The sequence below is a fragment of the Paenibacillus sp. 79R4 genome (genome assembly GCF_013393165.1).
Taxonomy (GTDB): domain Bacteria; phylum Bacillota; class Bacilli; order Paenibacillales; family Paenibacillaceae; genus Fontibacillus.
Genome location: NZ_QJOT01000016.1, coordinates 39134 through 61238, shown reverse-complemented (window position 1 = coordinate 61238; position 22105 = coordinate 39134). Strand labels below are relative to the sequence as shown.

20 protein-coding genes are annotated in these 22105 nt (G+C 48.3%); 4 read left to right on the top strand and 16 right to left on the bottom strand.

The genetic code is table 11. The features are described 5' to 3' along the window. Positions 1–96 precede the first annotated feature (96 nt). The 4 genes from DMN77_RS19505 to DMN77_RS19490 form a co-directional block, all read right to left on the bottom strand. Positions 97–2028, bottom strand: coding sequence for an ABC transporter permease (locus DMN77_RS19505; RefSeq protein ID WP_179016072.1), 1932 nt, complete (start codon positions 2026–2028; stop codon positions 97–99). Then, positions 2015–2782, bottom strand: a complete 768-nt coding sequence (locus DMN77_RS19500) for an ABC transporter ATP-binding protein (RefSeq protein WP_179016071.1) — start codon at positions 2780–2782, stop codon at positions 2015–2017. The genes DMN77_RS19505 and DMN77_RS19500 overlap by 14 nt, the downstream gene beginning before the upstream one ends. A gap of 228 nt (positions 2783–3010) precedes the next feature. Next, entirely contained in the window at positions 3011–3667 is a 657-nt protein-coding gene (locus tag DMN77_RS19495) for a DUF3995 domain-containing protein (protein ID WP_179016070.1), read from the bottom strand. 24 nt (positions 3668–3691) lie between these two features. After that, positions 3692–4501 (bottom strand): helix-turn-helix domain-containing protein, encoded by an 810-nt coding sequence (locus DMN77_RS19490; RefSeq protein WP_256872496.1) that lies wholly within the window; start codon positions 4499–4501, stop codon positions 3692–3694. Positions 4502–4655: 154 nt separating this feature from the next. On the opposite strand from DMN77_RS19490, the gene DMN77_RS19485 reads away from it, so the two are divergent. Beyond that, on the top strand, positions 4656–5108 hold the full coding sequence (locus DMN77_RS19485; RefSeq protein WP_068781136.1) for an SRPBCC domain-containing protein: 453 nt from the start codon (positions 4656–4658) through the stop codon (positions 5106–5108). A 97-nt stretch (positions 5109–5205) separates the two neighbouring features. On the opposite strand, the gene DMN77_RS19480 is transcribed toward DMN77_RS19485, so the two are convergent. The 8 genes from DMN77_RS19480 to DMN77_RS19445 form a co-directional block, all read right to left on the bottom strand. Further along, the gene (locus DMN77_RS19480) at positions 5206–6159 is read right to left on the bottom strand and encodes an LCP family protein (protein ID WP_372776242.1); all 954 of its coding nucleotides are present in this window, start codon (positions 6157–6159) and stop codon (positions 5206–5208) included. Positions 6160–6301: 142 nt separating this feature from the next. Then, the gene (locus DMN77_RS19475) at positions 6302–6886 is read right to left on the bottom strand and encodes an undecaprenyl-diphosphatase (RefSeq protein ID WP_068781134.1); all 585 of its coding nucleotides are present in this window, start codon (positions 6884–6886) and stop codon (positions 6302–6304) included. A gap of 56 nt (positions 6887–6942) precedes the next feature. Beyond that, positions 6943–8067: an FtsW/RodA/SpoVE family cell cycle protein gene (locus DMN77_RS19470; protein WP_068781133.1), complete on the bottom strand. Its 1125-nt coding sequence runs from the start codon at positions 8065–8067 to the stop codon at positions 6943–6945. 181 nt (positions 8068–8248) lie between these two features. Next, on the bottom strand, positions 8249–8788 hold the full coding sequence (locus DMN77_RS19465) for an FG-GAP repeat domain-containing protein (RefSeq protein ID WP_069188368.1): 540 nt from the start codon (positions 8786–8788) through the stop codon (positions 8249–8251). A gap of 117 nt (positions 8789–8905) precedes the next feature. Continuing rightward, a complete protein-coding gene (locus DMN77_RS19460) occupies positions 8906–10303 on the bottom strand; it encodes a sensor histidine kinase (protein WP_068781132.1) in 1398 nt (465 codons plus the stop codon). Between the two features lie 5 nt (positions 10304–10308). Continuing rightward, positions 10309–11013, bottom strand: a complete 705-nt coding sequence (locus DMN77_RS19455) for a response regulator transcription factor (RefSeq protein ID WP_082790107.1) — start codon at positions 11011–11013, stop codon at positions 10309–10311. A 166-nt stretch (positions 11014–11179) separates the two neighbouring features. Then, positions 11180–11995, bottom strand: a complete 816-nt coding sequence (locus DMN77_RS19450; protein ID WP_068781131.1) for a Cof-type HAD-IIB family hydrolase — start codon at positions 11993–11995, stop codon at positions 11180–11182. 111 nt (positions 11996–12106) lie between these two features. Next, positions 12107–13135, bottom strand: a complete 1029-nt coding sequence (locus tag DMN77_RS19445; protein WP_179016069.1) for a UDP-N-acetylmuramate dehydrogenase — start codon at positions 13133–13135, stop codon at positions 12107–12109. Positions 13136–13553: 418 nt separating this feature from the next. Between DMN77_RS19445 and DMN77_RS19440 the strand changes: the two genes are divergently transcribed. Then, positions 13554–14450, top strand: a complete 897-nt coding sequence (locus tag DMN77_RS19440) for a cation diffusion facilitator family transporter (protein ID WP_148466605.1) — start codon at positions 13554–13556, stop codon at positions 14448–14450. A gap of 54 nt (positions 14451–14504) precedes the next feature. Here the strand turns inward: DMN77_RS19440 and fabF are convergent, their stop codons facing one another. Continuing rightward, positions 14505–15740, bottom strand: a complete 1236-nt coding sequence (gene fabF, locus DMN77_RS19435; protein ID WP_068781129.1) for a beta-ketoacyl-ACP synthase II — start codon at positions 15738–15740, stop codon at positions 14505–14507. A 152-nt stretch (positions 15741–15892) separates the two neighbouring features. Here fabF and DMN77_RS19430 point away from each other — a divergent pair, with 152 nt between their 5' ends. Further along, on the top strand, positions 15893–16753 hold the full coding sequence (locus DMN77_RS19430; RefSeq protein ID WP_068781128.1) for a helix-turn-helix transcriptional regulator: 861 nt from the start codon (positions 15893–15895) through the stop codon (positions 16751–16753). A 180-nt stretch (positions 16754–16933) separates the two neighbouring features. Here the strand turns inward: DMN77_RS19430 and DMN77_RS19425 are convergent, their stop codons facing one another. Together DMN77_RS19425 and rsgA are read right to left on the bottom strand one after the other, a co-directional pair. Next, entirely contained in the window at positions 16934–17671 is a 738-nt protein-coding gene (locus tag DMN77_RS19425) for a tyrosine-protein phosphatase (protein ID WP_179016068.1), read from the bottom strand. 188 nt (positions 17672–17859) lie between these two features. After that, positions 17860–18966 (bottom strand): ribosome small subunit-dependent GTPase A, encoded by a 1107-nt coding sequence (gene rsgA, locus DMN77_RS19420; RefSeq protein ID WP_179016067.1) that lies wholly within the window; start codon positions 18964–18966, stop codon positions 17860–17862. Between the two features lie 619 nt (positions 18967–19585). Here rsgA and cls point away from each other — a divergent pair. After that, positions 19586–21043, top strand: coding sequence for a cardiolipin synthase (gene cls / locus DMN77_RS19415; protein ID WP_068781125.1), 1458 nt, complete (start codon positions 19586–19588; stop codon positions 21041–21043). A 123-nt stretch (positions 21044–21166) separates the two neighbouring features. Here cls and DMN77_RS19410 read toward each other — a convergent pair whose 3' ends face one another. Next, entirely contained in the window at positions 21167–21871 is a 705-nt protein-coding gene (locus tag DMN77_RS19410; protein ID WP_068781124.1) for a DsbA family oxidoreductase, read from the bottom strand. Positions 21872–22105 lie beyond the last annotated feature (234 nt).

The following is a 22105-nucleotide window of genomic DNA, read 5'->3' as shown; positions in this document are numbered from 1 at the left end:
GTCTTTCTCCCCATTCATTTAAATTAAAGTGGTGTGGATTCCTTTGATTTACCCCTATCGAACCCGCTTGCTTGTTCCTTTTCTTCCACAGTGTATCTACTTCACATTCGTTACGATTCGGTAGTACGCATTGACGGTCAACGCATAATAGATCAGGTAGATACATGTGTAAACCCCCATGCAAATGACTACTGGTATTACCAGATTGGTATGCATCAAGTTGGATAATGCAGATAAGGCAACTGCGCAATGGGCGATCCCCGCAATTAGCGGCAGCGCAAAAATGAAACCAACCTGTTTGCCGACCGTTTTGCGGATTTCCTTTTTGTTGACGCTGATTTTGTGCAAAATCAAATACCGGCCTTTATCGGAGCCTGCTTCTGTCAGCTGCTTAAAGTAAATGATGCTGCCTGTTGCGGCCAGGAACACAAGTCCCAAAAATCCGCCCATAAAGATCATGAGTCCAGACGCTTCCATCCCGCTGGAATAGCTGTCATAGAAGCTTGAAAACCTCGCTTCATTCGGTAAAACCTTTTTAATGTCCGCAGTTAATGTCTTAGCTTTATCCTGATCAGTAATGCTGTAGATCTCAAGCTTGTTTACTGTAGCCTTCGGCTGCAGCTTCCCAAACACCTCATCACTGACGACAATGGTGGTATAGACGGAGCGTTGGTTCAAAACGCTATATTTGCGTAAAGCCTGGAAGGTGACCTTCTGTTCTTGCTGTTCGTCCTTTAAAGTGATGGTCTTGCCTACATAGTCAGGCGACATCCCTTCCATATAGGCTGGGTCCAGAACAACCGCTTCATTTGCCTCAAGCGACAGCTTACCGTCCCTATTCTGAACCTCGGCCAGTTGATTGAAATCATGCTCAGACAAAATGGTAAAAGCCATTTTCCCGTCAGAAAAGACGGATTCAAGAACACGGCTGTCTCCATTCATTTCAAGCACCGGAATGGATTGATGGTAACGCAGCTTGTGATCAGCGGAATTTGCAACCAGGTCTTCGACCTGCTTCGCCTTACTATCGTCTGTGGCTATAAACAACATGCTGTTAGGGTTAGCCAGCTCGGCATTGCTGCGATTGTTGTAATAGAAGCTGTAGGCTGTCCCGACAGCCGTTAATGTAGTTGCGCTAAGCACCGCAATAATCGTCAACGTGCGGGCATTCCCTTTGATCCGGTAGAGCAACTGCGAGGTGCCGATAATGTTCATCCCTTTCCAATAACTCTTCTTGCGAGCTCGGGATAATTTCAACATCACAACGGTCAGCGTGCTGAAGAGGAGATAGGTGCCCAGGATGACCGTAAGCAAAATTATTAGCGGGGTCACCAAAAACCCTAACTTCATCCATGCCTTGGACTGAAGCAAATCCTGCAAGGCGAGCCAGTAACCGATCCCGATCATAATCAGCGAGATCAGCGCCGTAATCCACGATACCTTTGGCTCCCGCTCATGCTCTTGGTCAGCACGAAACAGTTCGATTAATTTAAAGCGGTAAATCAAACGATATCCTTGGAAAGATGTGATCAGGGTGATGACCATAAAGACGATAATGGTATTTATCACAGCTGATAAAGAAATTGAGAATTGACTGAGCAATTCATAACCCATCGCCTTCATCAGGATCATTACGAAAAACTGACTGAGGGCTGAGCCCAAGCCAATCCCGATAATAAGCGCCAATACGCCCATCAGAAAATTTTCATAAAACAACATGCGGCCGATCTGCTTTTTACGTACCCCGAGTAAGGAGTACAATCCAACTTCCTTTTTGCGTTTTCTAGTGAAAAATGAGTTAGAATACCAAATAAAAATCGCTACAAAGATCATAAGTACGACGGAAGCCCCGCTGAAAGCGGAACTGATTTTTGGCGAGCTTTCGGAAGCCGACTTGATCGTTGTATCGTATTTCAAAGAAACAAATGTAAAGTAAATTACGATACTGAAAATCATCGATGCAAAGTATAAGAAATAATTCGTAAAGTTTTTTCTGATGTTTTTGCGGGCAATACTAAACAACGTCATGATGCTCACCTCCGAGCTCTGCCAGAACCTCCAAAATCTTTTGGAAAAATGTCTTTCGCGCAAAGTTCAGATTGCGTATTTCTGTAAACAGCTGACCGTCTTTGATGAAGATGACACGACTGCAATAGCTGGCCGCATACGCATCATGCGTTACCATCATAATGGTGGATTGATTCGTCTCATTCAGACGGCTCAGACTCTCCAGTAGACTGGTCGCCGATTTAGAATCCAGCGCTCCGGTTGGCTCGTCCGCCAGAATCAGGCTTGGATTAGTTACAATGGCGCGTGACGCCGCTGTACGCTGCTTCTGTCCCCCGGAAATATGGTAAGGATATTTGTCCAAAATATTTCGAATGCCGAAGGTGTCGGCAATTTCGCTTACGCGTTTCTCAATCTCGGCCGTCGACACTTTAGATAAAGCAAGAGGAAGCAGAATATTCTCTTTGACTGTCAGCGTATCGAGCAGGTTATAATCCTGAAAAATAAACCCGAGCTTATTGCGGCGAAAATCCGAGAGCTTTTCCTCATCCGTCCATGCGATCAATTCACCGTCGATTATCACTTCTCCCGAGCTTGGCGTATCGATGGTCGAGAAAATGTTGAGCAGCGTTGATTTCCCCGCTCCAGACGGACCCATTATGCCTACAAACTCGCCTTCCTGGATCGTTAGATTAATCTCTTGCAGCGCTGTGTATATATTTCCTTTCGTACCAAACGTTTTGGTAACATCTGCTGCTTGCAAAATAGTTTTCATATGGTTAATCTCCTTACATACATAAGTTAGCGAACACAAATGTTATAATAACGGACGTACCTTACCGCATATTAATCCGAACCTTACATAAACCTTAAAACATCATTTGCTGGCGAAAGACCGCCGGAAAGATGAAGTCTCGTCAAGGACTGCCCAAACGTCAAAAACCCCCAGAGCTCGCAAATAAGGCGAACCCTGAGGGTGGTGTTTGATTCTATAATTAATATGCTAAAACTCCACAATCCATGAAAAATCAAAAATAATGGCACAGATCAATAACGCACTTAACAGCAATAGGAATATGAGATACAGAACAGTCCCCCGTCTAAAAACAGACAGCGCCATGCCGGAAGCCTGGGCATAATGTGCGGCTGTTAATCCCGCCAATATCCCCATGATCAGAAACCAGGGTTCATAGAAACAGAGGTCCCATAAGGCAAGATGATTCATATCAACTTCAGCCCATCCCTGCAACCTGAGCGGAATGGCTCCCGCCAAATAAAGCAGCTTCGTAATAATCCCTGTGATGCCATGAGCAACTAAAAAAGCAGCACCGGCAAGCGTTGGCCCCAGGACTAGAAGACGCGGGAGCTTTTTTCCTCTAAACACCGGAACCCAGTCCGGGACTACGCTTCCCCTTGGCCCGCCCAGGCCAAGCAGAATAAATCCACATAGCAAAATCAGGACACCGGCCGCATAGCTGGCTACGCTAAAGGCATCCGGATCGGAAAATTTCCCGTAACCGCCGATCACAGTACCTGTAGCGGCTTCATAGAAACGTACAAAAACCGCGTAAAGAAGCGCCCATAGAAAGCCGGTATATGCTGGCCAGACCGACTTTCTTGTAAAACGTTCAAAGGCATTTAAACCTGGCATCGAAGCCATCCTGTTCCCCCTTGTCCTGTGGAGTCAGCCATTCTGGATGTTCCGTCGGTATTCATCGGGTGTGCAGCCGACAACCGCCTTGAAATCCTTGATAAAATGAGACTGATCATGGTACCCCAGTTCTATGGCAAGCTGGGACAAATCGATCGGCATCTGCAAGTCCATTGTCTCAGCAGCATTTTGCAGACGATACAGTCGAATCACCCACTTGGGGCTGATACCAACATATTGGTCAAAGAGACGCTGAAGCTTGCGGATATGGATCTGAAAATGCTCGCATACCGCATCTACCTTGGATAAATCCTTCTCTGCCATGATGAAGTCAATGATCCGATTGATCTGAAGCACCTGCTCGTCCTGCGGCGGAAGCTTGGACAAGAGCAGCTGATCCATGATTGCAGCCATCGCCTGTTCATCCCCCTGGGAGAGAATATTTTTTTCCAGTTCCATCCCGTCTATATCGAGTATAGCCCTCACTTCCAGCGGACGATCTAGCAAACCGGAGACAGGCTGCTGCAGGAATGGATAAAAGCCCCCGGGCTTGAATTTGACCCCAAATACCAGACCTTCTCCATAAATGGGGTAAGTGAATTTCTGCGTTGCAGGAGCATAGATCATCGTCTTCCCCGGTTTTACAATCAGGTTAACGCAAGGATTCGGAACAACATGCTGCATATAAGGCTCATCATCCTGGCTGTTCCAACTGACCATCCAATAATGCTTCACAAAATAGCTCAGCGCTTCCGCTGCGGGCAGGCGGGACAAATTGAATCTCTTCTCTCCTCCCTGCAGATTCAGAACTCCCATACTCGGCCTGTGGGTATTGGCGGGCAAGCTTAATCAACTCCTGTCTCCCCATCAAGAACATCTGTTCTTGTCGTGTTTTTACAATACATCTTCTTCACTTGCAAGGTATCCTGAGTTTAACATAAAATTCCTGAATCCGGGAGTTCTATCAAATTTGAAATATCATAAGGAGTGTGGCAATATGACAAGCTTAAAATACGAATTTTATATCGGAGCAGAACCGGAGCAAGTATGGAATCTGCTAGTGAAACCGGAAGGTACGCGGAAAACTTTTTTCAATTGCGTCTTTCAGTCGAGTTTTATTGCCGGAGAGCCCTTCGCCTACATCGGACCGGGGGCCGACGGGGATGAGACGGTGCATGTATACGGAGATATCCTGGCCTATGAACCGAACAAGACGTTAAGCTACATTGAGCATCCGGGCCCTTCCTATCAAGAAAATCATCAGAAGCTGACCTCGCGTGTGACCTTCACCCTGGATACAGTTGGCAAATGCACGAAGCTTACGCTGATCAATGATCAATGGTCGGACAACCATCCTTCCTTGCAGAATTCAGAGGGACACTGGTGGGCGATACTGAGTAATATCAAGACGGTCGCCGAAACCGGGAATACGCTCGACTTCGCTGGGTAAGAGCAAAGATCATATGTACCATTGCAGAAATAAAAAGGCGGATGCCCTTTTCCTCTCGGAATGGGCTCCACCACCTTTTTAATGTCTTAACTTAGGGCTAATCCATCGTGCCGATCGATTTAAACCGGGGCTGACTATCGGCGCTTAACCCCACTTCCTCCCGCAATTCGATCAGCGCCTTTTGCAGGTCCTCCTGCTTCACATAGACGAAGGGACTCTTCCAGATGCTATCCATCTTCAAGGTTTGTATTTGATTGGGCTTCAAGCTGCTGAAATTCAAGATCCCTTGCCGTATTAGCGATTCGGGAAAATCTGAGGTCACATGATCACCGATGATGTCCAGGATCGTCCCCCATTGGCTTATTCCTTGGAATGCCCCCAGCTTCTCCAGAATCTGCTTGATCACCTTTTGCTGCCGCTCATTGCGGGCAAAATCGGAGGATTCCTGCGTGCCTTGATTGGACTTCCGATACCTGACATAGTCAAGCACCTGCGAGCCATCGAGCTTCTGTAGTCCTTTTCGCAAATCAATATTCGTTCCATCCGCGGTGTCCCTGTACTTCATATCCATCTCGACATCGATCTGCAGGCCACCTAACGCATCCACCGTCTTGCGCAAGGCATCAAAGTCCATCACCACCATATAATCAATCGGCAGATCCAGCAGGTTGCTATAAAATTGCTTCGTATTTGAAATAGCCGCCGTTTTGTCCTTGATATAGTAATAAGCGTAATAGTAATTGGCTTTGCGAGAACGTGCAAACTCGGACTTGACCATTAGATCGCGCGGTAGAGATAAGAGCTTTGCAGAGCGCGTATCCGGGTTGTAGCTTACAATCATAAGCACATCCGTATTCACCGTACCTCCGCTTCCGTCTCTGCTATCAACGCCCGCCAGCATGAAGATCATAGGCTTAAGCTGCGGAGCCGGGACTTGCTGCTCCGCATTATGATCGCTGCCTGGCGCGGAGGATTGATACTTCTCAGTCAGATTTTCCGGAGAAGCAATGCGATGGATGGTCGTCTCCGCCTTATAGTATATATACCCCACATAGATGCAAACACCAAGTATAAGCGCAGTTAACGCCATACCTGCGATTTTTAGAGCCTTTCGGTTTATCTTGCTTTTGCTTTTGCTTGTACTTTTACTTTTGGTTTTGCTTTCACTAGTGTTGCTGACAGTCATATCTCGCTCAACCTACCTTCCTTACTATGCCCTCGTACAGGTCAAGGCCAGCGTTCAGGGATCTATTGGCCAAAGACCAATGCTGGAACAATTGTTTCACCAGAATAGCGCTCAATACGCCCAGGAGGGCTCCGGTAATGACATCAAACGGGAAATGAACGCCGTTCCAGATGCGGGAAAATGAGACCAACCCGGCAAGCAGCAGCCAAGCGGTTCCGTCCTTTCTGCGATACAAGAAAATAGCGGTGGCAATTACAAAGGAGCCTATCGAATGATCACTCGGAAATGAGGCATTCGCAGCATGCTCAATGAGTGGATGGAAGGCATATTGAACGAACGGTCTATCCCGATAGAAGAAATGAGCAAGAACACTTCCTGTTCCAAAGGCTGCACAGGCAGCGAAGAGTGCGACTAGAACCATTTTCTTGTTCTCTCGTCCGCGGCTGAACCAATATATGATGATTCCCAGGTAAAATAGATATTCTGCTTTTTGCGACAATATGCGCATAGCCGGATTCAATCCCGGCAGGGATAATGCGAATTGATGAATGGCTTCAAAAAGAGAATGATCGAATTGAGCAATGTTCAACATAAAAACCTTCTTCCTGATGTGCGGTATAGTCTATTGCAAGCTTGCCTGTAAAATTCTCAGCTGGAAATAGGTCCCTCCACTCCGTGAGCGTGGACGCTTAACACCAAGCCGATAGCGATCATATTGCTAAGTAAGGAACTGCCGCCATAACTGATAAATGGCAATGAAATTCCCGTCAGCGGGACCAGACCGATTAGCATCCCGATATTGACGAAAATCTGAAATACGAGCATCCCGATTATGCCGACGACAATATACGCCCCAGCGAGGTCTTTGCTATCCATCACCATTTGCACCATGCGATAGATCAGCGCGAAATAGAGAATCAGGAGTACGGCTGAGCCAATAAATCCGTAATTCTCGCCGATAACGACGTAAATGGAATCGGAATAGGCATAAGGAATATAACCCATTTGCAAATAATAGCCATCACCGCCGGTTAACCCTCCCGAGCCGATCGCCCGCATGGCATTTTTAACATGCCATGATTTGTCCGGATCGCTTGCAGGATCGAGAAAGGTTTGAATTCTCGCCATTTGATGCGGTTCTACGAATTTGGCCAGCAAGTCATGGTTCGCATAATACAGCCACAGGACCGCACCGATCATCGTGATCACGAAACCAAGGAATACAATCATATAGACCAGGCGGACATTCCCCATCCACAGCATGCTGAGCAGTACTCCGACGAATACCAGTGCAGTGCCCAGATCCGGCTGCTGCATAATGAGCATAATAGGCACCATAAAGACCAGGCAGATCGGAAGCAGGTCACGGATCGGACGAAGCGTCTCTCCCCTACGTCTGCCCAGCATTTGAGCCACGAGCAAGATCGTAAATATTTTGACGATCTCCGAGGGCTGCAGCTGAAAATGTCCAATATTTAACCAACGTACAGCTCCATTGATATTTTCGCCGGTGAAGCGGACCAGAATAAGCAACCCGATACCCAGTCCATAGAAGAGATAAAGCCATTTGCCCAGCAGGATTCTATAATCGAACCAGGCAAGTGCCAGCATCGGGATGCAGAAGGCTATAAACAGATATATATTGCTGATATGAAGCCCTTCCAGCTTCGTATTGTGGGTTGCCCCGTAGATCGAGATCGTTCCACAGCCAACCAGACAGAGCAGAATGAACAACGTTAATTCATCCAGCTTCATAATTTTGTGTTTAAGCATATGTCGTATGACCTCAATCCTCCAGCTTGCAAAAAAATACTAAAAATAGGCATCACAAATAGTCCAATGAGCGCTCATACGCCTTCTGTAGACGCAGTGCCCCGGACTATCTGGCGGGTCATAACGATCGGAGATATCTCGTCCGATACCCGACCCTTATATGAATTTGTGTCTCTAGCAATTACTCAAGATCAAGCTTGCCGTGATATTCCTTCTTCTTTACGAGCTCCAACTGCTCATTATTCCATTCATAAATATCCAGTCCATTGCCAGCCGCTCCTAATGACCAGCCGAGCGCAAGCTCCATTCTGCCATCGTGATTAATATCCGGGAAGCCGGCATATTCCAGCCCGTATCCAAAGCCTTTGATCTCGGATACGATTCGCCATGTGTTATCCTGCTGCTTGAATAATGCAGCCTTCAATGCTTTGCCCGATGTCCCGTTCTCTTCATATACGACGACCGCTTCATTTATTCCATCGCCATCCAGATCCCCGAAGGAGATATCCTGTCCCTGTTCACCTTGCATAGGGACTACCAATTGCGCCTGATCGGGCAGCAGCCTCATAAGCTCTTGACTCATATTGTCCCGCTGGGGACGGCTAGCAGAGGCGGGCGCCTTAATCATATCGACAGGTGTCGCCGGAATACCGCACCCCCCGAGCAGCAATAAGCTCGTCAACAGGATTCCTGTCCGATTCAGTCTCTGAAGCACGTTCATGATCATCCCCCTGACCATTCAAGGTTAGTACCTATTTTAATCGCAGCTGTCCTGCAAGTGGTTATGAAAAAGTTAAATTTTATTCTATCCACCCGCTTTGCCCTGAAAAACCGACTTTTATGAACCACCTATAGGCAGCAAAATAAGCACCTTCGTTCCTTTGCCTACCGTACTGCTAATACGCAATTCTCCGTGATGCAATTGAATGATTTGTTCGGATATCGCCAGACCAAGCCCGCTGCCTGCGGCATGCTGATCCGCTTTATAAAACTTGTGAAGGACATTCGCCAACTTATCCTCAGCGATCCCGGCCCCGGTATCCTCTACAACGATAACGGCATTCCCTTGATACCGATAGGCCCGGATTGTGATTCTGCCGCCAGAATCGGTATATTTCAGCGAATTATCCAGCAGATTGATCAAAACCTGCTTCAGCCGGTTCAGATCAGCTTGAATATGGGGAAGCGCTTCGGGCACTTCTACCTCAAGTGCCACGCCCTGCCTGGCTGCCCTTGGACCAAGCTGGTTGGCGGTCTGCCGAATCAATGGCTCCAGATCAACAGAGGCAAGCTGCAGCGTGATTCTCCCATTATCCAATTTTGAGAAGTCAAGCAATTCATCCACTAAATGAGTTAATCGGTCGCTCTCCGCCTCAATAATATCCAGTCCTTCGTGAACAAGCTGCTGGTTATCGCGACCGTTTGCTTTGAGGGTAATGACCCAGCCTTTGATGGAAGTGAGCGGTGTTCTTAATTCATGTGAAATGGAGGAGATAAAATCATTCTTCAGCTCTTCGCTTTTCAAAATTCTTGCAGCCATCATATTCAGCGTCTCTGCCAAGGAACCCAGCTCATCCCGGTAACGCTTGCGTACACGAATGCCGAAATCCCCTTCCGTCATCCGATCGGCCGCTTGCTTCAGATCCTTGATCGATCTTGTGATCGTCCAGGACAGCAGCAATCCAAGCGCCGTAACGATCGCAATGACCAGAATGCCGACAATGATAAGAATAACCGTGATCTGATGGATCGTTTGCAGCGTTGTTGTCAGGGAGGTCACGAATCTGACCTCGCCTAGCGTAGCGCCGTGTTCATGCGCTTGAAGAGGATAGGTTACCGCGAGAATCGGCTCAGCGGTTACCGGGTCCTTCCCCTTCCATGTGCCGGGCATCCCGGAGATAGCCGTCTTTACATCCGGATATTCCTTCATGGACAGGTTCCCCTGCGCCCCGTTGGAATCCTGCAATAGCTCGCCGGAAGAGGTAATGATCTGCACCTGGGCTTCGGAATTGTGCGCGAACCCGCTCAGCAGACGTTCCGATTGCGCCGCCAGATCCTCTTCCGCAAAATATTGCTGATAAAAAGAAGCGGACAGTTCAGCCTGATTCATCAGAATCCGCTCGACATTATGAAAATAATAAAACCTCACCGAAGCGATCAAGAAGATTTCAAGAATCAGCACGGTGAGGCAGATCACGACCATATAGCTTCCCACGAGCCTTTTCTGTATGCTCATGCTTCTTATCCGTCCTTCCCCCAGCGGTATCCAAGGCCCCATACCGTCTCAATCCACTGCGGATCGGAGCAGTCATCCTCGACCTTCTCACGGAGCTTGCGCACATGCACATCCACCGTCTTCGGATCACCGACAAAGTCCTCACCCCAGACGAGGTTCAACAATTCGTTGCGGGATAACGCCGTGTCAGGATGCTCCAGAAAGGTTCGGAGCATCTGGAATTCCTTGGGTGTCAGCTCAATGACTTGATCATGCTTGAACGCTTTATTGGAATTGATGTCGATGCGGATCGGACCGGATTCCAGAATATGCCGCAGCGAGGTCTGGCGGTTATCCGTACGACGCAGGATGGCATGAATACGCGCCACAAGCTCAAGCGGATTAAACGGCTTGACGATATAGTCATCGGCCCCGATCTCCAGCCCTTTAATCTTGTCCAGATCTTGCCCCCTCGCGGTCAGAAATACAATTATGACAGAGGGGTTCTTCTCCCGGATTTGCCTGCAGATTTCAAAGCCATCGCTATCCGGCAGCATAATATCCAGAATGATCACATTCGGTTGATGCAAAGAATAGCACTCTATGGCCGACACGCCATCCGCAGCTTCATACACGATAAATCCATTATTAGACAGGTTAATCGAGATAAAGCGTCTGATATGATCATCATCTTCACAGACCAATACTTGATTTCGCGCTATAGTATCCAAGATTTTGCACCTCCCAACCATGGATGCATTAACGATAAAATGGATGTTACTCGAAATTGCAGAGCTTGTCAAAAATCGTGAAATTCAAAAACTCCAAACCCAAACAAGACCGGATTTTCTCCCCCACATTCTTTTCAACAGCAGCATATTTGAACTCATACCGTTATTATTTCGATAATGCTATTCGTTCCAAAACGACTGCCACCCCATCATGATCATGGGTATCGGTAATCTCGTCCGACAGCTGTTTTAACTCCTCCACCCCATTGCTCATTGCGACAGACCATCCGCAGGTATGAAATAAACCGAGATCGTTCATATCATCTCCGAAGACGATGACTTGATCTGGCGTGATACCCATTTCATGACACAAGACAAGGAGTGCAGCCTCCTTCGACGCTCTGCTTGATGAAATTTGAACAAGCTGCCCTTGATCCGTGACCAGTATATTTATTTCTGATCCGAACCTGGTCTGAAGCGGGGGGATGTCCATATCTCCGGAGAATAAAATTTTCGTTGCGGCATGCTTGCGGAGCTCCTCCAGCGGCGTTACGATCGGATGACCTTTCACCCTCATTAAAGTCGCCTCATCATACTCCTTCAAGCTGAACCATTGATCCTCAACCTCCAGACTAATATCCAGTCCGGGATTACAACGCAGACAATAATCTAATATCGCGGCAGTAAGATGCGCTTTTATCGGTTCGTGACGGGAAATCCCGGTATGCTTGCAGCTGATCATCGCCCCGTTATAGTAAATAAATGAACCTATTTCCAGCAGCTCTTCCGGGAGAAATCGCCTCACAGCCCTTGGCGGGCGTCCGGTAGCGAAGATCATCCTCATCCCCAGTCCATGACACTGAAGAAGCGCGCTTAAGTTTCTGTCCGATACCTGTTTGTGCGAATTTAGCAGCGTTCCGTCTAAATCCAGCACGACAGCTGCATATCTCATCACTGGCTCCTGAACCCGGCCTCTACTCATCCTGTTCCTCCTTTAAATTTTAAATAAAAGCACGCCTCGGCCTGGATGCTCTAATCCGGGTCGAGACGTGTTTGTATGCGAGCTTTGTCTGTATTCATTAACACTTCAAGTTTACTTTACGATGACCAGTTCCGGTTCAGGCACAAAATTGAAGCTTTTATGAAGAGCTTCCTGGACGATCTTGATGAGCTCAATTACATCTGCCGCCGTTGCTCCACCGCGGTTCTGGATCACATTGCCGTGCACCGGAGAGATCATCGCCTTGCCGCGAACCGTTCCCTTAAGCCCAACGCTCTCCACCAGCTTGCCTACCGGCGTACCGATCGTATAATCGTTCTTGAACACGGAACCGCAGGAAGGGTATTCGAAATGATTTTTGCCGGTCCGGTCAAGAACGACATTCATCATCGCCTCAGGAACCGGCTGATTCCCCTGCTCTAATGAAGACAAATAACTGCGATAAAAACGATAGAAGCTTGCCAAGCTGGAATTATCGATGCTCTCCTTAACCAGGGGACGGTTCAAATAATCGTTGATCCGTTCAAAATCAAAGGCGGCTCCTGCTGTTTTCAGCTTTAAATCAGCTCCGGTGATGAACCAAGGCTGATGTTGGAAAATGGATTGCTTGTAAGCAAATTGACAATCATCCGTCCGGATGCTTTGGATACCTCTCCCCGGGGCCTCCAGATCGATATAGTATACCGTATCTAAATAATCGCACATCACATTGTCAAAATATTTGGCATTCATGTAGACTCCACCGCCCAGCGTACCCGGCAGCAGGAAGGTGAAGTGATAATCTGTGAAGCCGCTCAGATCGCCGAATAGCGACAGCATCGATAGCGGAGTTCCTGCCGACACATATAGGAGATCTCCTCTGGGCATAACTTCGATATGGTCACGCATCGATATATAGATCGTCTCAGGATCGGGATGATCGGGCAGCAGCAGGTTCGATCCCATCCCGAACATAACTGTTTGCATTCCACTGGATTGAGCTTGCTCTAACAAGAGTACAATATCCTCAGTACGTCTGGGCTTGGCGACAAACCGGGCCATCCCTCCGATTTCATAAGTTGAATATTTCGATAAATTTTCATTCTCTTTGCATATCTGGGTTAGTCTGTGATCCCAAAACATGGGTAAGTCTCCTTTCAACAATAAGAAAACCTCTAGCGAGGCCATTCAAAGAAAAACCGCTAATGAAGCGGGCTCTGTAAGTAAGTGTTCAAAAAGACCGGTTATAAGCACCGGGAAGGTTGGATAAAGCAAGGGACGGTAGAAACGGAGCCCAGATAAAACCTTCGTAAGCCCCTAAGTTGTTTCCGTAGGAAACATAACTTCGGTCGGTTTTCTTATCAAAAGCAAACTTTTTTGAACAATCTCTATAAGTATATATAGTTATAGGTCTCTATACAAGATATGTGCCTGATTTCCGATTTGCGCTATGGAATAAGAATGCGAGGCTTGAATAAGGCAGCGAATTTCGACGGAGACTACACGAGTAATAGGTTGAGGTAGTACAATATAAAGAAAGAACTCTAAGGTTGTGATCGATATGAACGGTTCCAGAACAGCCAGTCTGTCTGTGTTCAGCAACACTTTTATCGTTATATTAAAGCTTATTGTTGGCTTCCTGACCGGCTCCGTTGCCGTGATCTCGGAAGCGATTCATTCTGCTCTGGACTTGGTAGCCTCGTTGATCGCTTTTATATCCGTTCGTATCTCAAGCCGGGCCGCAGACCGCGGTCATCCGTACGGGCATGGAAAAGTAGAAAACATATCGGGGACCATCGAGACGCTGCTCATCTTCGTGGCCGGCTTATGGATTATTTATGAATGTGTGCAGAAGCTGGCTCATCCTTCCCCGGTCGAGCTTCCGCATCTCGGAATTATCGTCATGTTCATCGGTGCAGCGATTAACTTCGTGGTTTCAATGAAGGTTAAGCGTGCCGCAGCCGAGACACATTCCGTAGCGATGAAATCGAACGCACTGCATCTCCTGACCGATGTATATACTTCGCTTGGCGTGGGAATCAGCTTGTTTCTGGCCGCGCTCACGGGCTGGACCATTCTTGATCCCCTGATCGGAATCGTGCTTGCCTGCTATATTATGTGGGAAGCCTACAAGCTTATGAAAGAATCCTTCCCTCCATTGATCGATGCTCAACTAACGGAGTCGGAGGAAGAGCAGATTTTGCAGGCCATTGCTCTATACGAAACCCAATACATTGAAATCCATGATTTCCGTACCCGCCGCTCCGGCCCGGAGGAATATATCGACTTTCATCTCGTGCTTCCATCCAAAATGGACATAGAAACCGCGCATCGGCTTTGCGATAATATTGAGACCGCAATTAAACGCATTTTTGAGCGCGCTCAGATCCTAATACATGTGGAACCTGAGCATGAGCAGAAGCATGCCGGCATCCATATCGCTCCCAAAATTAAATAAGAGAGACCGCAAGCCTCCCCGGCTTCCTGTTCACGGTCTCTCTTCTTCTTTGCATTAATTAAATTTTCTCAACACAATGACTGCATTATGTCCGCCGAAGCCAAAAGAATTGGACATGCCGATTTGCAGGTCCTTTTTTCTCGCCTCATGCGGGACATAATCCAGATCACAGATTGGATCGGGATCGTTCAGGTTGATCGTCGGCGGGATAATGCCCTCCTGCAGGCTCTTGACGAGAGCGATCGCTTCAACGGCACTTGATGCGCCAAGCAAATGGCCTGTCATCGATTTATTGGCGGTTACGGGAACATGGTACGCCGCAGCTCCAAACAGCTTCTTAATTGCCTTCGTCTCCGAGATATCCCCTATCTCCGTACTCGTCGCATGGGCGCTGATTACATCAACCTGCCCCGGCTCCATTCCGGCATCCTTCAGCGCCAGCTCCATCGCATGGTACGCTCCGATTCCCTCCGGATGCGTCGCCACCATATGATAGGCGTCGGAAGTGGCTCCATAGCCGAGCACTTCGGCGTAAACCCTGGCATTTCTCCGCTCGGCATGGGCCAGCGATTCCAGCACGACGATCCCCGCACCCTCCGCCATCACGAAGCCGTCGCGATCGCGATCGAACGGTCGGCTCGCTTGTTCCGGCGCCTCGTTGCGGCTTGATAGTGCCCCAGCGTTGCCAAAGCTGGCCAGGGAGATTTCCGTAATCGCTGCTTCCGTCCCCCCGGCAATAATAACATCGGCGCCGCCCGCGCGAATCAGGCGTGCAGCCTCGCCTATCGCGGTATTGCCTATCGAGCAGGCCGTTACCGGAGAGAGGGTTGGCCCGGTCGCTCCATATTTAATGCTGATCATTGCCGCCGCCATATTAGAGATCATCATCGGCACCAGTGTCGGGCTGACTCGCTGCGCTCCTCTGTTCTTCAGCTGATCATGCTGATCGATCAATGTCTGTATGCCGCCTACGCCTGATCCAACGTAGACCCCCAGACGCTGCTGATCGATCTCCTCCAGATTCAGCTCCGCATCCTTAACGGCTTGTTCGGCAGCAACCATAGCGAGTTGACAGAAGCGGTCCATACGGCGCGCTTCCTTGCGTCCAAGCTCCGCTTCGGCGTCGAAATCTTTTACAAGCCCGGCAATTTTTGCTTTATGTGCTGAAGTATCAAATGTATCAATCGATGATATTCCTGATTTACCATGTACAAGACTGTTCCAGAAGCTGTCCACTTCATGTCCGACAGGCGATATAACGCCCATTCCTGTAATCACTACTCGTTCCATCGTTCAAACTTCCTTTCTGTCTCATCCAGCTCAGTTAAGAACCTTGCTCACCATCCATCTTGTCACTTTTATTATGCTATTACAAGTTGTGTGTTATCATAGTATAAAGACTACTAGTCTAACGAGTTCGACTTCTGGAAGGGGAATGATTGATGAAAGATCAAGGAAGGCTCCAGGCCTTATCGGAATTTCTCAAGGCTGGCCGGGCCAAGATTTCGCCGGAATCCGTCGGGTTTGCGCACGGTTCGCGACGGCGTACGCCTGGATTGCGGAGAGAGGAAGTGGCGCAGCTGGCCGGAGTAAGTCCGACCTGGTACACCTGGCTGGAGCAAGGCAGAGATATTCAGGTATCCGCCTCTGTACTGGATTGTGTTGCTACAGCGCTGCAGCTAACCGTTGACGAACGGAAATACCTGTTTTCCCTGGCCATGGGTCCTGTCTCTCCTGCCGCCCGCTCCAAAGGTGAGCTTGCAGAGATCAGCCCCGCTCTGATCAAGATTATTCAGGAGCTGCGCTACTGTCCGGCGATTATCACGGATCGCCATTATAATATCGTGGCCTGGAATGCAGCGGCTTCACAGGTATTCATCAATTTCGACAGCATTCCCTTTGAACAGAGAAATATGATCTCCCTCCTGTTTACGAGAAAGGAATTACGGCGGCTCGCCGTCAATTGGGAAGACTTCGTCAGCGGCTTTCTGGCGATCTTCCGCGCTTATTATGGCCAGTATGTAGAAGATGAATGGTACGAGCAGTTTATTGCGGAAATGAACCGGGCCGCGCCGGAGTTCAACGCCTTGTGGCAGCAGAGCAAGGTAAGTACGGCGCCGGAGGTGCTGCTTGAATTCAGACACGCCAAAGCCGGCAAGATGTTATTCCATCTCACCTCCTTCCAGGTACAGGGGGACGCCGATTTGCGCTGCAGCATTTACACCCCTGCCGCCGAATCAAATACAGAAAATAAGCTGAGAAGACTGCTGGAGAGGCAGCAGGCAGTTGGCCCAAACAGCTAAGAAAAAAACCTGCAAATATGCAGGTTTTAACATAGAAAGGGCCTATTCTTTTTAATATTCTGCAATACGCATCCATTTCCTGATTCCAGATATTAATCAACCATAAAACGCATTTTTGCAGGAAGCGTCCGCTCAGATCAAGGTAAGTTTGTTTTTTTATTTTATCGTTCATTCCATTGCCTAGGCCTGCAACAGCTTATGTCTTATCGTCTCGATCTCATCCGCACAAAGACCGTTCGTGGTCAGATATTGCTCTGCACCGCCATAAACCGAATAGAGGTGATCGAGCATAATCTCCATATTTTCGGGTGCACTGCCCATAAAGGCACGGTACTCCTCCAGCGACATTTCCGCCGGGTGATCCTTCACCATCTCATCGATAATGGGGGCCAGGTTTGTCTCCGTCTCGGCATAATCGCTAACAATGGTCTCCCGAGAAACCCCTGCCAGATCCAGCAGAAGTGCAGCGATAACTCCTGTCCGGTCCTTGCCAGCAGAGCAGTGGAACAGCAGCCCGTCCTCCGTCTCCGCAATGCGGCTGAATACTTCCGCGATCAACGGCCCGGAGGTATCAAGCAGTATTTTATACATATCCCCCAGGTTGCGAATATCTCTTAACTTCGTAGTCGCTGGATTTACCAACGAGATGTTATAATAATTGACCCCTTGATGATCTGCAAAAACATCCTTCTTCGCTGCCGTCTCGTCACTGAAGCGCAGATCAATTATCGTCCTTACTCCCAGCTTGAGAATCAATTCCTGATCGCGCAGCGAGAGCTGGTGCAGACCATCTGCACGGAACAAACGTCCTCGCTGTACCATTTCACCGGCCATTGTCTCATATCCGCCAATATCACGCACATTATAAGCTCCGTCCAATTTCAGCAGACGCTCCAAGCCGTTCGGTGCCGTTCTCAATAGAATAACCGCCTTTCAAATGATCCAGGTCATGTCGGATTCCTATCAGTAAGTCCCCAGGCAAATCCGCAGCTTCCTACTACAAATTATAGGAAACCTGCAGCTCTTCCGTCAATTTTGTGCAGAAATATGAAGGAGTAGGTCTAACCTGCCCATATATCTCCCTCTAAAAACAAGAAATCGAGGAGTTAGTCCTCGATCTCTTTACGCCATTCCTGGCGGCTTCTTTTCCCCGATTTAGAAGAGCTTGTGCTTGAACGTCCGGCGTTTCTCTTCGCGGCGATCCTTTCTTTTCTCATCTGAAATTGAATCTCACGCTGCATCTTATGGTAGTTCTCAAGTCTCTTCCGGTCAAGCTGGCCTTCGTCTATCGCCTGCAGTACCGCACAGCCCTTCTCGTGCTTATGCTGGCAATCGCTGAACTGGCACTGTTCCTTCAGTCGCTCGATATCCTCGAAGGTACGCTCCAGGCCGCCATCATCCTCCCAGATCGATAGCTCCCGCATTCCTGGCGTATCGATAAGCACACCGCCCTGCGGCAGCAGGAACAGCTCGCGATGCGTCGTCGTATGGCGTCCGCGGCTATCGTCTTCGCGAACGTCCTGCGTAATTTGCAGCTCAGCTCCGGTTAACCAGTTGATGATCGTGGATTTGCCGCTTCCGGATGATCCGGCCAGAGCTATCGTTGTACCCGGGTAGACGTAAGTCTCAAGCTGCTCCCTGCCGATGCCAAGATGAGCCGATACGCTAATTATAGGCACTCCGGGAGCAATCAGTTCTGTCTCGGCGATGTAGGAAGGAATATCCTCACAGAGATCGCACTTGCTCAGCACGATCACCGGATTAACCCCGCTGTTCCAGGCCATGATTAAATAACGTTCCAGGCGGCGGACATTAAAGTCGTGGTTAAGCGCACAGACAATAAACAGGGTGTCTACATTAGCAGCGATAATCTGCTCCTTCGTCTCAAACCCCGCCGCTTGCCTGACAATCAGGCTCTTACGATCCACGATCTCATGGATAATCGCATCATCGCCTTCATTCATTATCTTCACCGCAACCCAGTCTCCGACACCGGGATAGCTTCTCAGCTCCGTGGCTTTGAGGCGAGCTTTGCCGGATAAAGTCGCCCAACTCGTCCCCCGCTCACTTCGAATCTCATACTTCTGGCCATGATCGGCTACAATTCTCGCCGGCTCCATTTGGCCTTTTACACTGTATTGCTCGGCAATATGCTGCCATTTAGGCTGCCATTCCGCAGTCCATCCAAATGCTTCTAATTGATGATTTTCCAAATGATGTTCTCCCTTTCGTCTTCTCCCGACAGATCAAGAGATGCGTAAAGGATATCCCTGCGCTGCAGCTTTCCGGGGCACATAGTTACCCATCCATTACGATAGACAGTAGAGAAATGACTCTTTCCCCGGTCATCTTGACGCCATTTCCGAAGCATTTCACAACTGCCAATCACCGTAATGTTGAATCGAGATAAGCACATACCAAAAAGAGCATCCGCAGAAATCCCTCTACGGATGCTCAAGCATATGCCTATCTGATGAACTCAAAACTTGCCACCGTTGTAAGCAATTAACTACAAACCGGGCAAGGGACTTCGATCAGAGGACAAATATCCGTTCGGGAGACGTATTTTTATAAGCAACATATACAGCAATGATCCGGTTACTCATACAACATCGCCTCCTTCAACAATTTCCCATAGTTTATCGGAAAGCCCCAAGGGAAGTCAATGGACAAAATAACTATAGTCATCTATTGGTATTGCTCTTCGTGATCGGAGGCGAACTTCAGAAAACCTCTTGGAGGTTGTCTTTTGGAGAGAGGCTCAAGTATAATGATGTGGCATAATCATCACAATATTACAAACTAGTTGCAGGAGGACTTATTGGAACTAATATGAGCATTTCTTCCCTTATTACTGTCGTCGCCGGTATTATCTTTGTACTGAACATTCTGTTCGGTCTAGTCATTGTCTTCAAGGAGAGGAAAGATATCGGCTCGACCTGGGCCTGGCTCCTCGTCCTCTCCTTCATCCCTGTGCTCGGATTCGTTCTGTACCTGCTATTTGCCCAGGATTTTCGCAAGATACGACTTTTTCATTGGGATGATTTCAAAAAGCTGCACTATGAACAAACATTACTCACACAGATGGGGAGCATCCAATCAAGCCGTTTTCAGTTCAAAAATGAGGTTTCCAACAAATATGACGATCTCATTTACATGCATTTGAACGAAAATCACGCCTTGCTGACGGAAGATAATGAGATCGATATTTTTACAGATGGCAGGGAAAAATTCGACCGGCTCTTTCAGGACATTAGAGAGGCGCAGGAATCGGTGCATGTTCAGTATTATATTTTCCGTCGGGATCGTCTCGGCAAGGAATTTCTTGATCTGCTGACGGAAAAAGCGAGACAAGGCGTCAAGGTTCGTCTGCTGTATGATGAGCTTGGCTCCAGGCAGCTAACCAAGGGCTTCTTCAAGGAGTTTTTCGCAGCTGGCGGCGAGGCGGAAGCCTTCTTCCCTTCCAAGCTCCATCTCATCAACCTGAGAATTAACTATCGCAATCACCGCAAGCTCGTCATTATTGACGGCAGGATCGGATACGTCGGCGGGTTTAATGTCGGGGATGAATACCTCGGCACAAAGAAGAAGTTCGGCTACTGGCGCGATACTCATCTGCGGGTTCAAGGCAGCGCGGTCTATGCGATGCAAATTCGCTTCATTCTCGACTGGAGTCAAGCCTCGCAGCATAACGAGATTACATACGAGCCTAGCCTGTTCCCGGACATAGAGACCAAAGATCAGGTAGGTATGCAGATTGTTACCAGCGGTCCCGATTCCAGACTGGAGCATATCAAGAACGGTTACATTAAAATGATCATGTCCGCCAAGCACTCCATCTACATTCAGACGCCTTACTTTGTTCCGGACCCGAGTGTCTTTGATGCGCTGCGAATCGCCTCGCTATCCGGCGTGGATGTCAATATCATGATCCCGGACAAGCCGGATCATCCGTTTATTTACTGGGCTACCTTGTCCCATATCGGGGAGATGATGAAGCTTGGTGTCAATGTCTATCTCTACAAAAAAGGCTTTATCCATGCGAAGACGATCGTCGTGGACAATGAGATTTCTTCGGTCGGAACCGCAAATATGGATTATCGCAGCTTCCGCTTGAACTTTGAAGTCAATGCATTTATATATCATGAAGCTACCGCCGAGAAGCTGAAAGAGATATTCATGAAGGACGTCAAGGACTCCACCCTCCTGACTGAGGAAGATTATGAGAAACGTCCGCGATGGGTCCGCATGAAGGAATCAATCTCCCGCTTGCTATCGCCAATTTTGTAGCGAAGTGGACCCGAAACATACTTAACCTTATTACACTTAAGCACAAACAAAAGCCAACCGGGTGATCAGCCTCTGCTAATCATCGGTTGGCTTTTTGCTATTAGGCTATCCTATTTCAGCGGCTTACAATGAGCAAGAGTCATCTGTGCAAGCTGCACCGTCAGAACCGAGGAGGTCGAGCTTCGCTTTGGGATTCTCCTCTTCCCATACCTGATTCAGCGCGCCCAGAAAGGCTTCCACGGGCTGTGCGCCGCGAACCGCATACTTGCGATTGAGTACGAAGAACGGCACGGCTTGAACACCCAGTTTTGCCCCTTCCTGCTGATCGCCAATGACCTGCTCTTCATATTCGTCGCCAGCCAGCATTTGCTTCACTTCAGCGCCATCCAGCCCAACCTCGGCAGCCAGGCCAGCCAATACGTCATGATCCCCGACATGCTTCGATTCGGTGAAATAGGCAGCCAGAAGGCGCTCCATCATTTCCTTGCTCTTGCCCTTCGTATCCGCATAATGACTAACGCGATGGGCATCAAGCGTGTTCGTCATCACCGCCGTATCCAGGTGATAATCCAATCCGACTTCACGCGCCTGCGCAGATACCTGCTCATTCATCCCTCTGGCTTGTTCAACGGAAACCCCATATTTATGTGCAAGCATCTCGTCCATCGATTCGTCATATTGCTTCGGCGCATTCGGATCGAGCTGGAAGCTCTTGAAGACGAGCTCCACCTGATCTTTATGAGGGAACTGCTCCAACGCTTGTTCAAACTTCCGTTTTCCTATATAGCAAAAGGGACAAGCAATATCTGACCATACTTCAACTTTCATCTAGAATCCTCCTTATTTTATTCCCGACCTTAAGCCGAGACACCGTAGTCCATACATGCGAACCATAGCTGTAACTATGACAATTACATTATAAAGCATTTGCTTACAAAACTACAGCACCTTAAATTAATTAATTTAAAAAAATTGTGCCTTTTATTACAGACCTCTTTAAAGTCCCAGTGCTATATTCGCGTTAAACAATGTTTAAATCACAGTTTGAAGGAGACCCTTTGT

What these genes read in the sequence shown, in the direction of transcription:
- DMN77_RS19505 (WP_179016072.1), bottom strand. Translation starts at nt 2,028, where the DNA reads ATGACGTTGTTTAGTATTGCCCGCAAAAACATCAGAAAAAACTTTACG.
- DMN77_RS19500 (WP_179016071.1), bottom strand. Translation starts at nt 2,782, where the DNA reads ATGAAAACTATTTTGCAAGCAGCAGATGTTACCAAAACGTTTGGTACG.
- DMN77_RS19495 (WP_179016070.1), bottom strand. Translation starts at nt 3,667, where the DNA reads ATGGCTTCGATGCCAGGTTTAAATGCCTTTGAACGTTTTACAAGAAAG.
- DMN77_RS19485 (WP_068781136.1), top strand. Translation starts at nt 4,656, where the DNA reads ATGACAAGCTTAAAATACGAATTTTATATCGGAGCAGAACCGGAGCAA.
- DMN77_RS19475 (WP_068781134.1), bottom strand. Translation starts at nt 6,886, where the DNA reads ATGTTGAACATTGCTCAATTCGATCATTCTCTTTTTGAAGCCATTCAT.
- DMN77_RS19470 (WP_068781133.1), bottom strand. Translation starts at nt 8,067, where the DNA reads ATGCTTAAACACAAAATTATGAAGCTGGATGAATTAACGTTGTTCATT.
- DMN77_RS19465 (WP_069188368.1), bottom strand. Translation starts at nt 8,788, where the DNA reads ATGAACGTGCTTCAGAGACTGAATCGGACAGGAATCCTGTTGACGAGC.
- DMN77_RS19460 (WP_068781132.1), bottom strand. Translation starts at nt 10,303, where the DNA reads ATGAGCATACAGAAAAGGCTCGTGGGAAGCTATATGGTCGTGATCTGC.
- DMN77_RS19450 (WP_068781131.1), bottom strand. Translation starts at nt 11,995, where the DNA reads ATGAGTAGAGGCCGGGTTCAGGAGCCAGTGATGAGATATGCAGCTGTC.
- DMN77_RS19445 (WP_179016069.1), bottom strand. Translation starts at nt 13,135, where the DNA reads ATGTTTTGGGATCACAGACTAACCCAGATATGCAAAGAGAATGAAAAT.
- DMN77_RS19440 (WP_148466605.1), top strand. Translation starts at nt 13,554, where the DNA reads ATGAACGGTTCCAGAACAGCCAGTCTGTCTGTGTTCAGCAACACTTTT.
- fabF (WP_068781129.1), bottom strand. Translation starts at nt 15,740, where the DNA reads ATGGAACGAGTAGTGATTACAGGAATGGGCGTTATATCGCCTGTCGGA.
- DMN77_RS19430 (WP_068781128.1), top strand. Translation starts at nt 15,893, where the DNA reads ATGAAAGATCAAGGAAGGCTCCAGGCCTTATCGGAATTTCTCAAGGCT.
- cls (WP_068781125.1), top strand. Translation starts at nt 19,586, where the DNA reads ATGAGCATTTCTTCCCTTATTACTGTCGTCGCCGGTATTATCTTTGTA.
- DMN77_RS19410 (WP_068781124.1), bottom strand. Translation starts at nt 21,871, where the DNA reads ATGAAAGTTGAAGTATGGTCAGATATTGCTTGTCCCTTTTGCTATATA.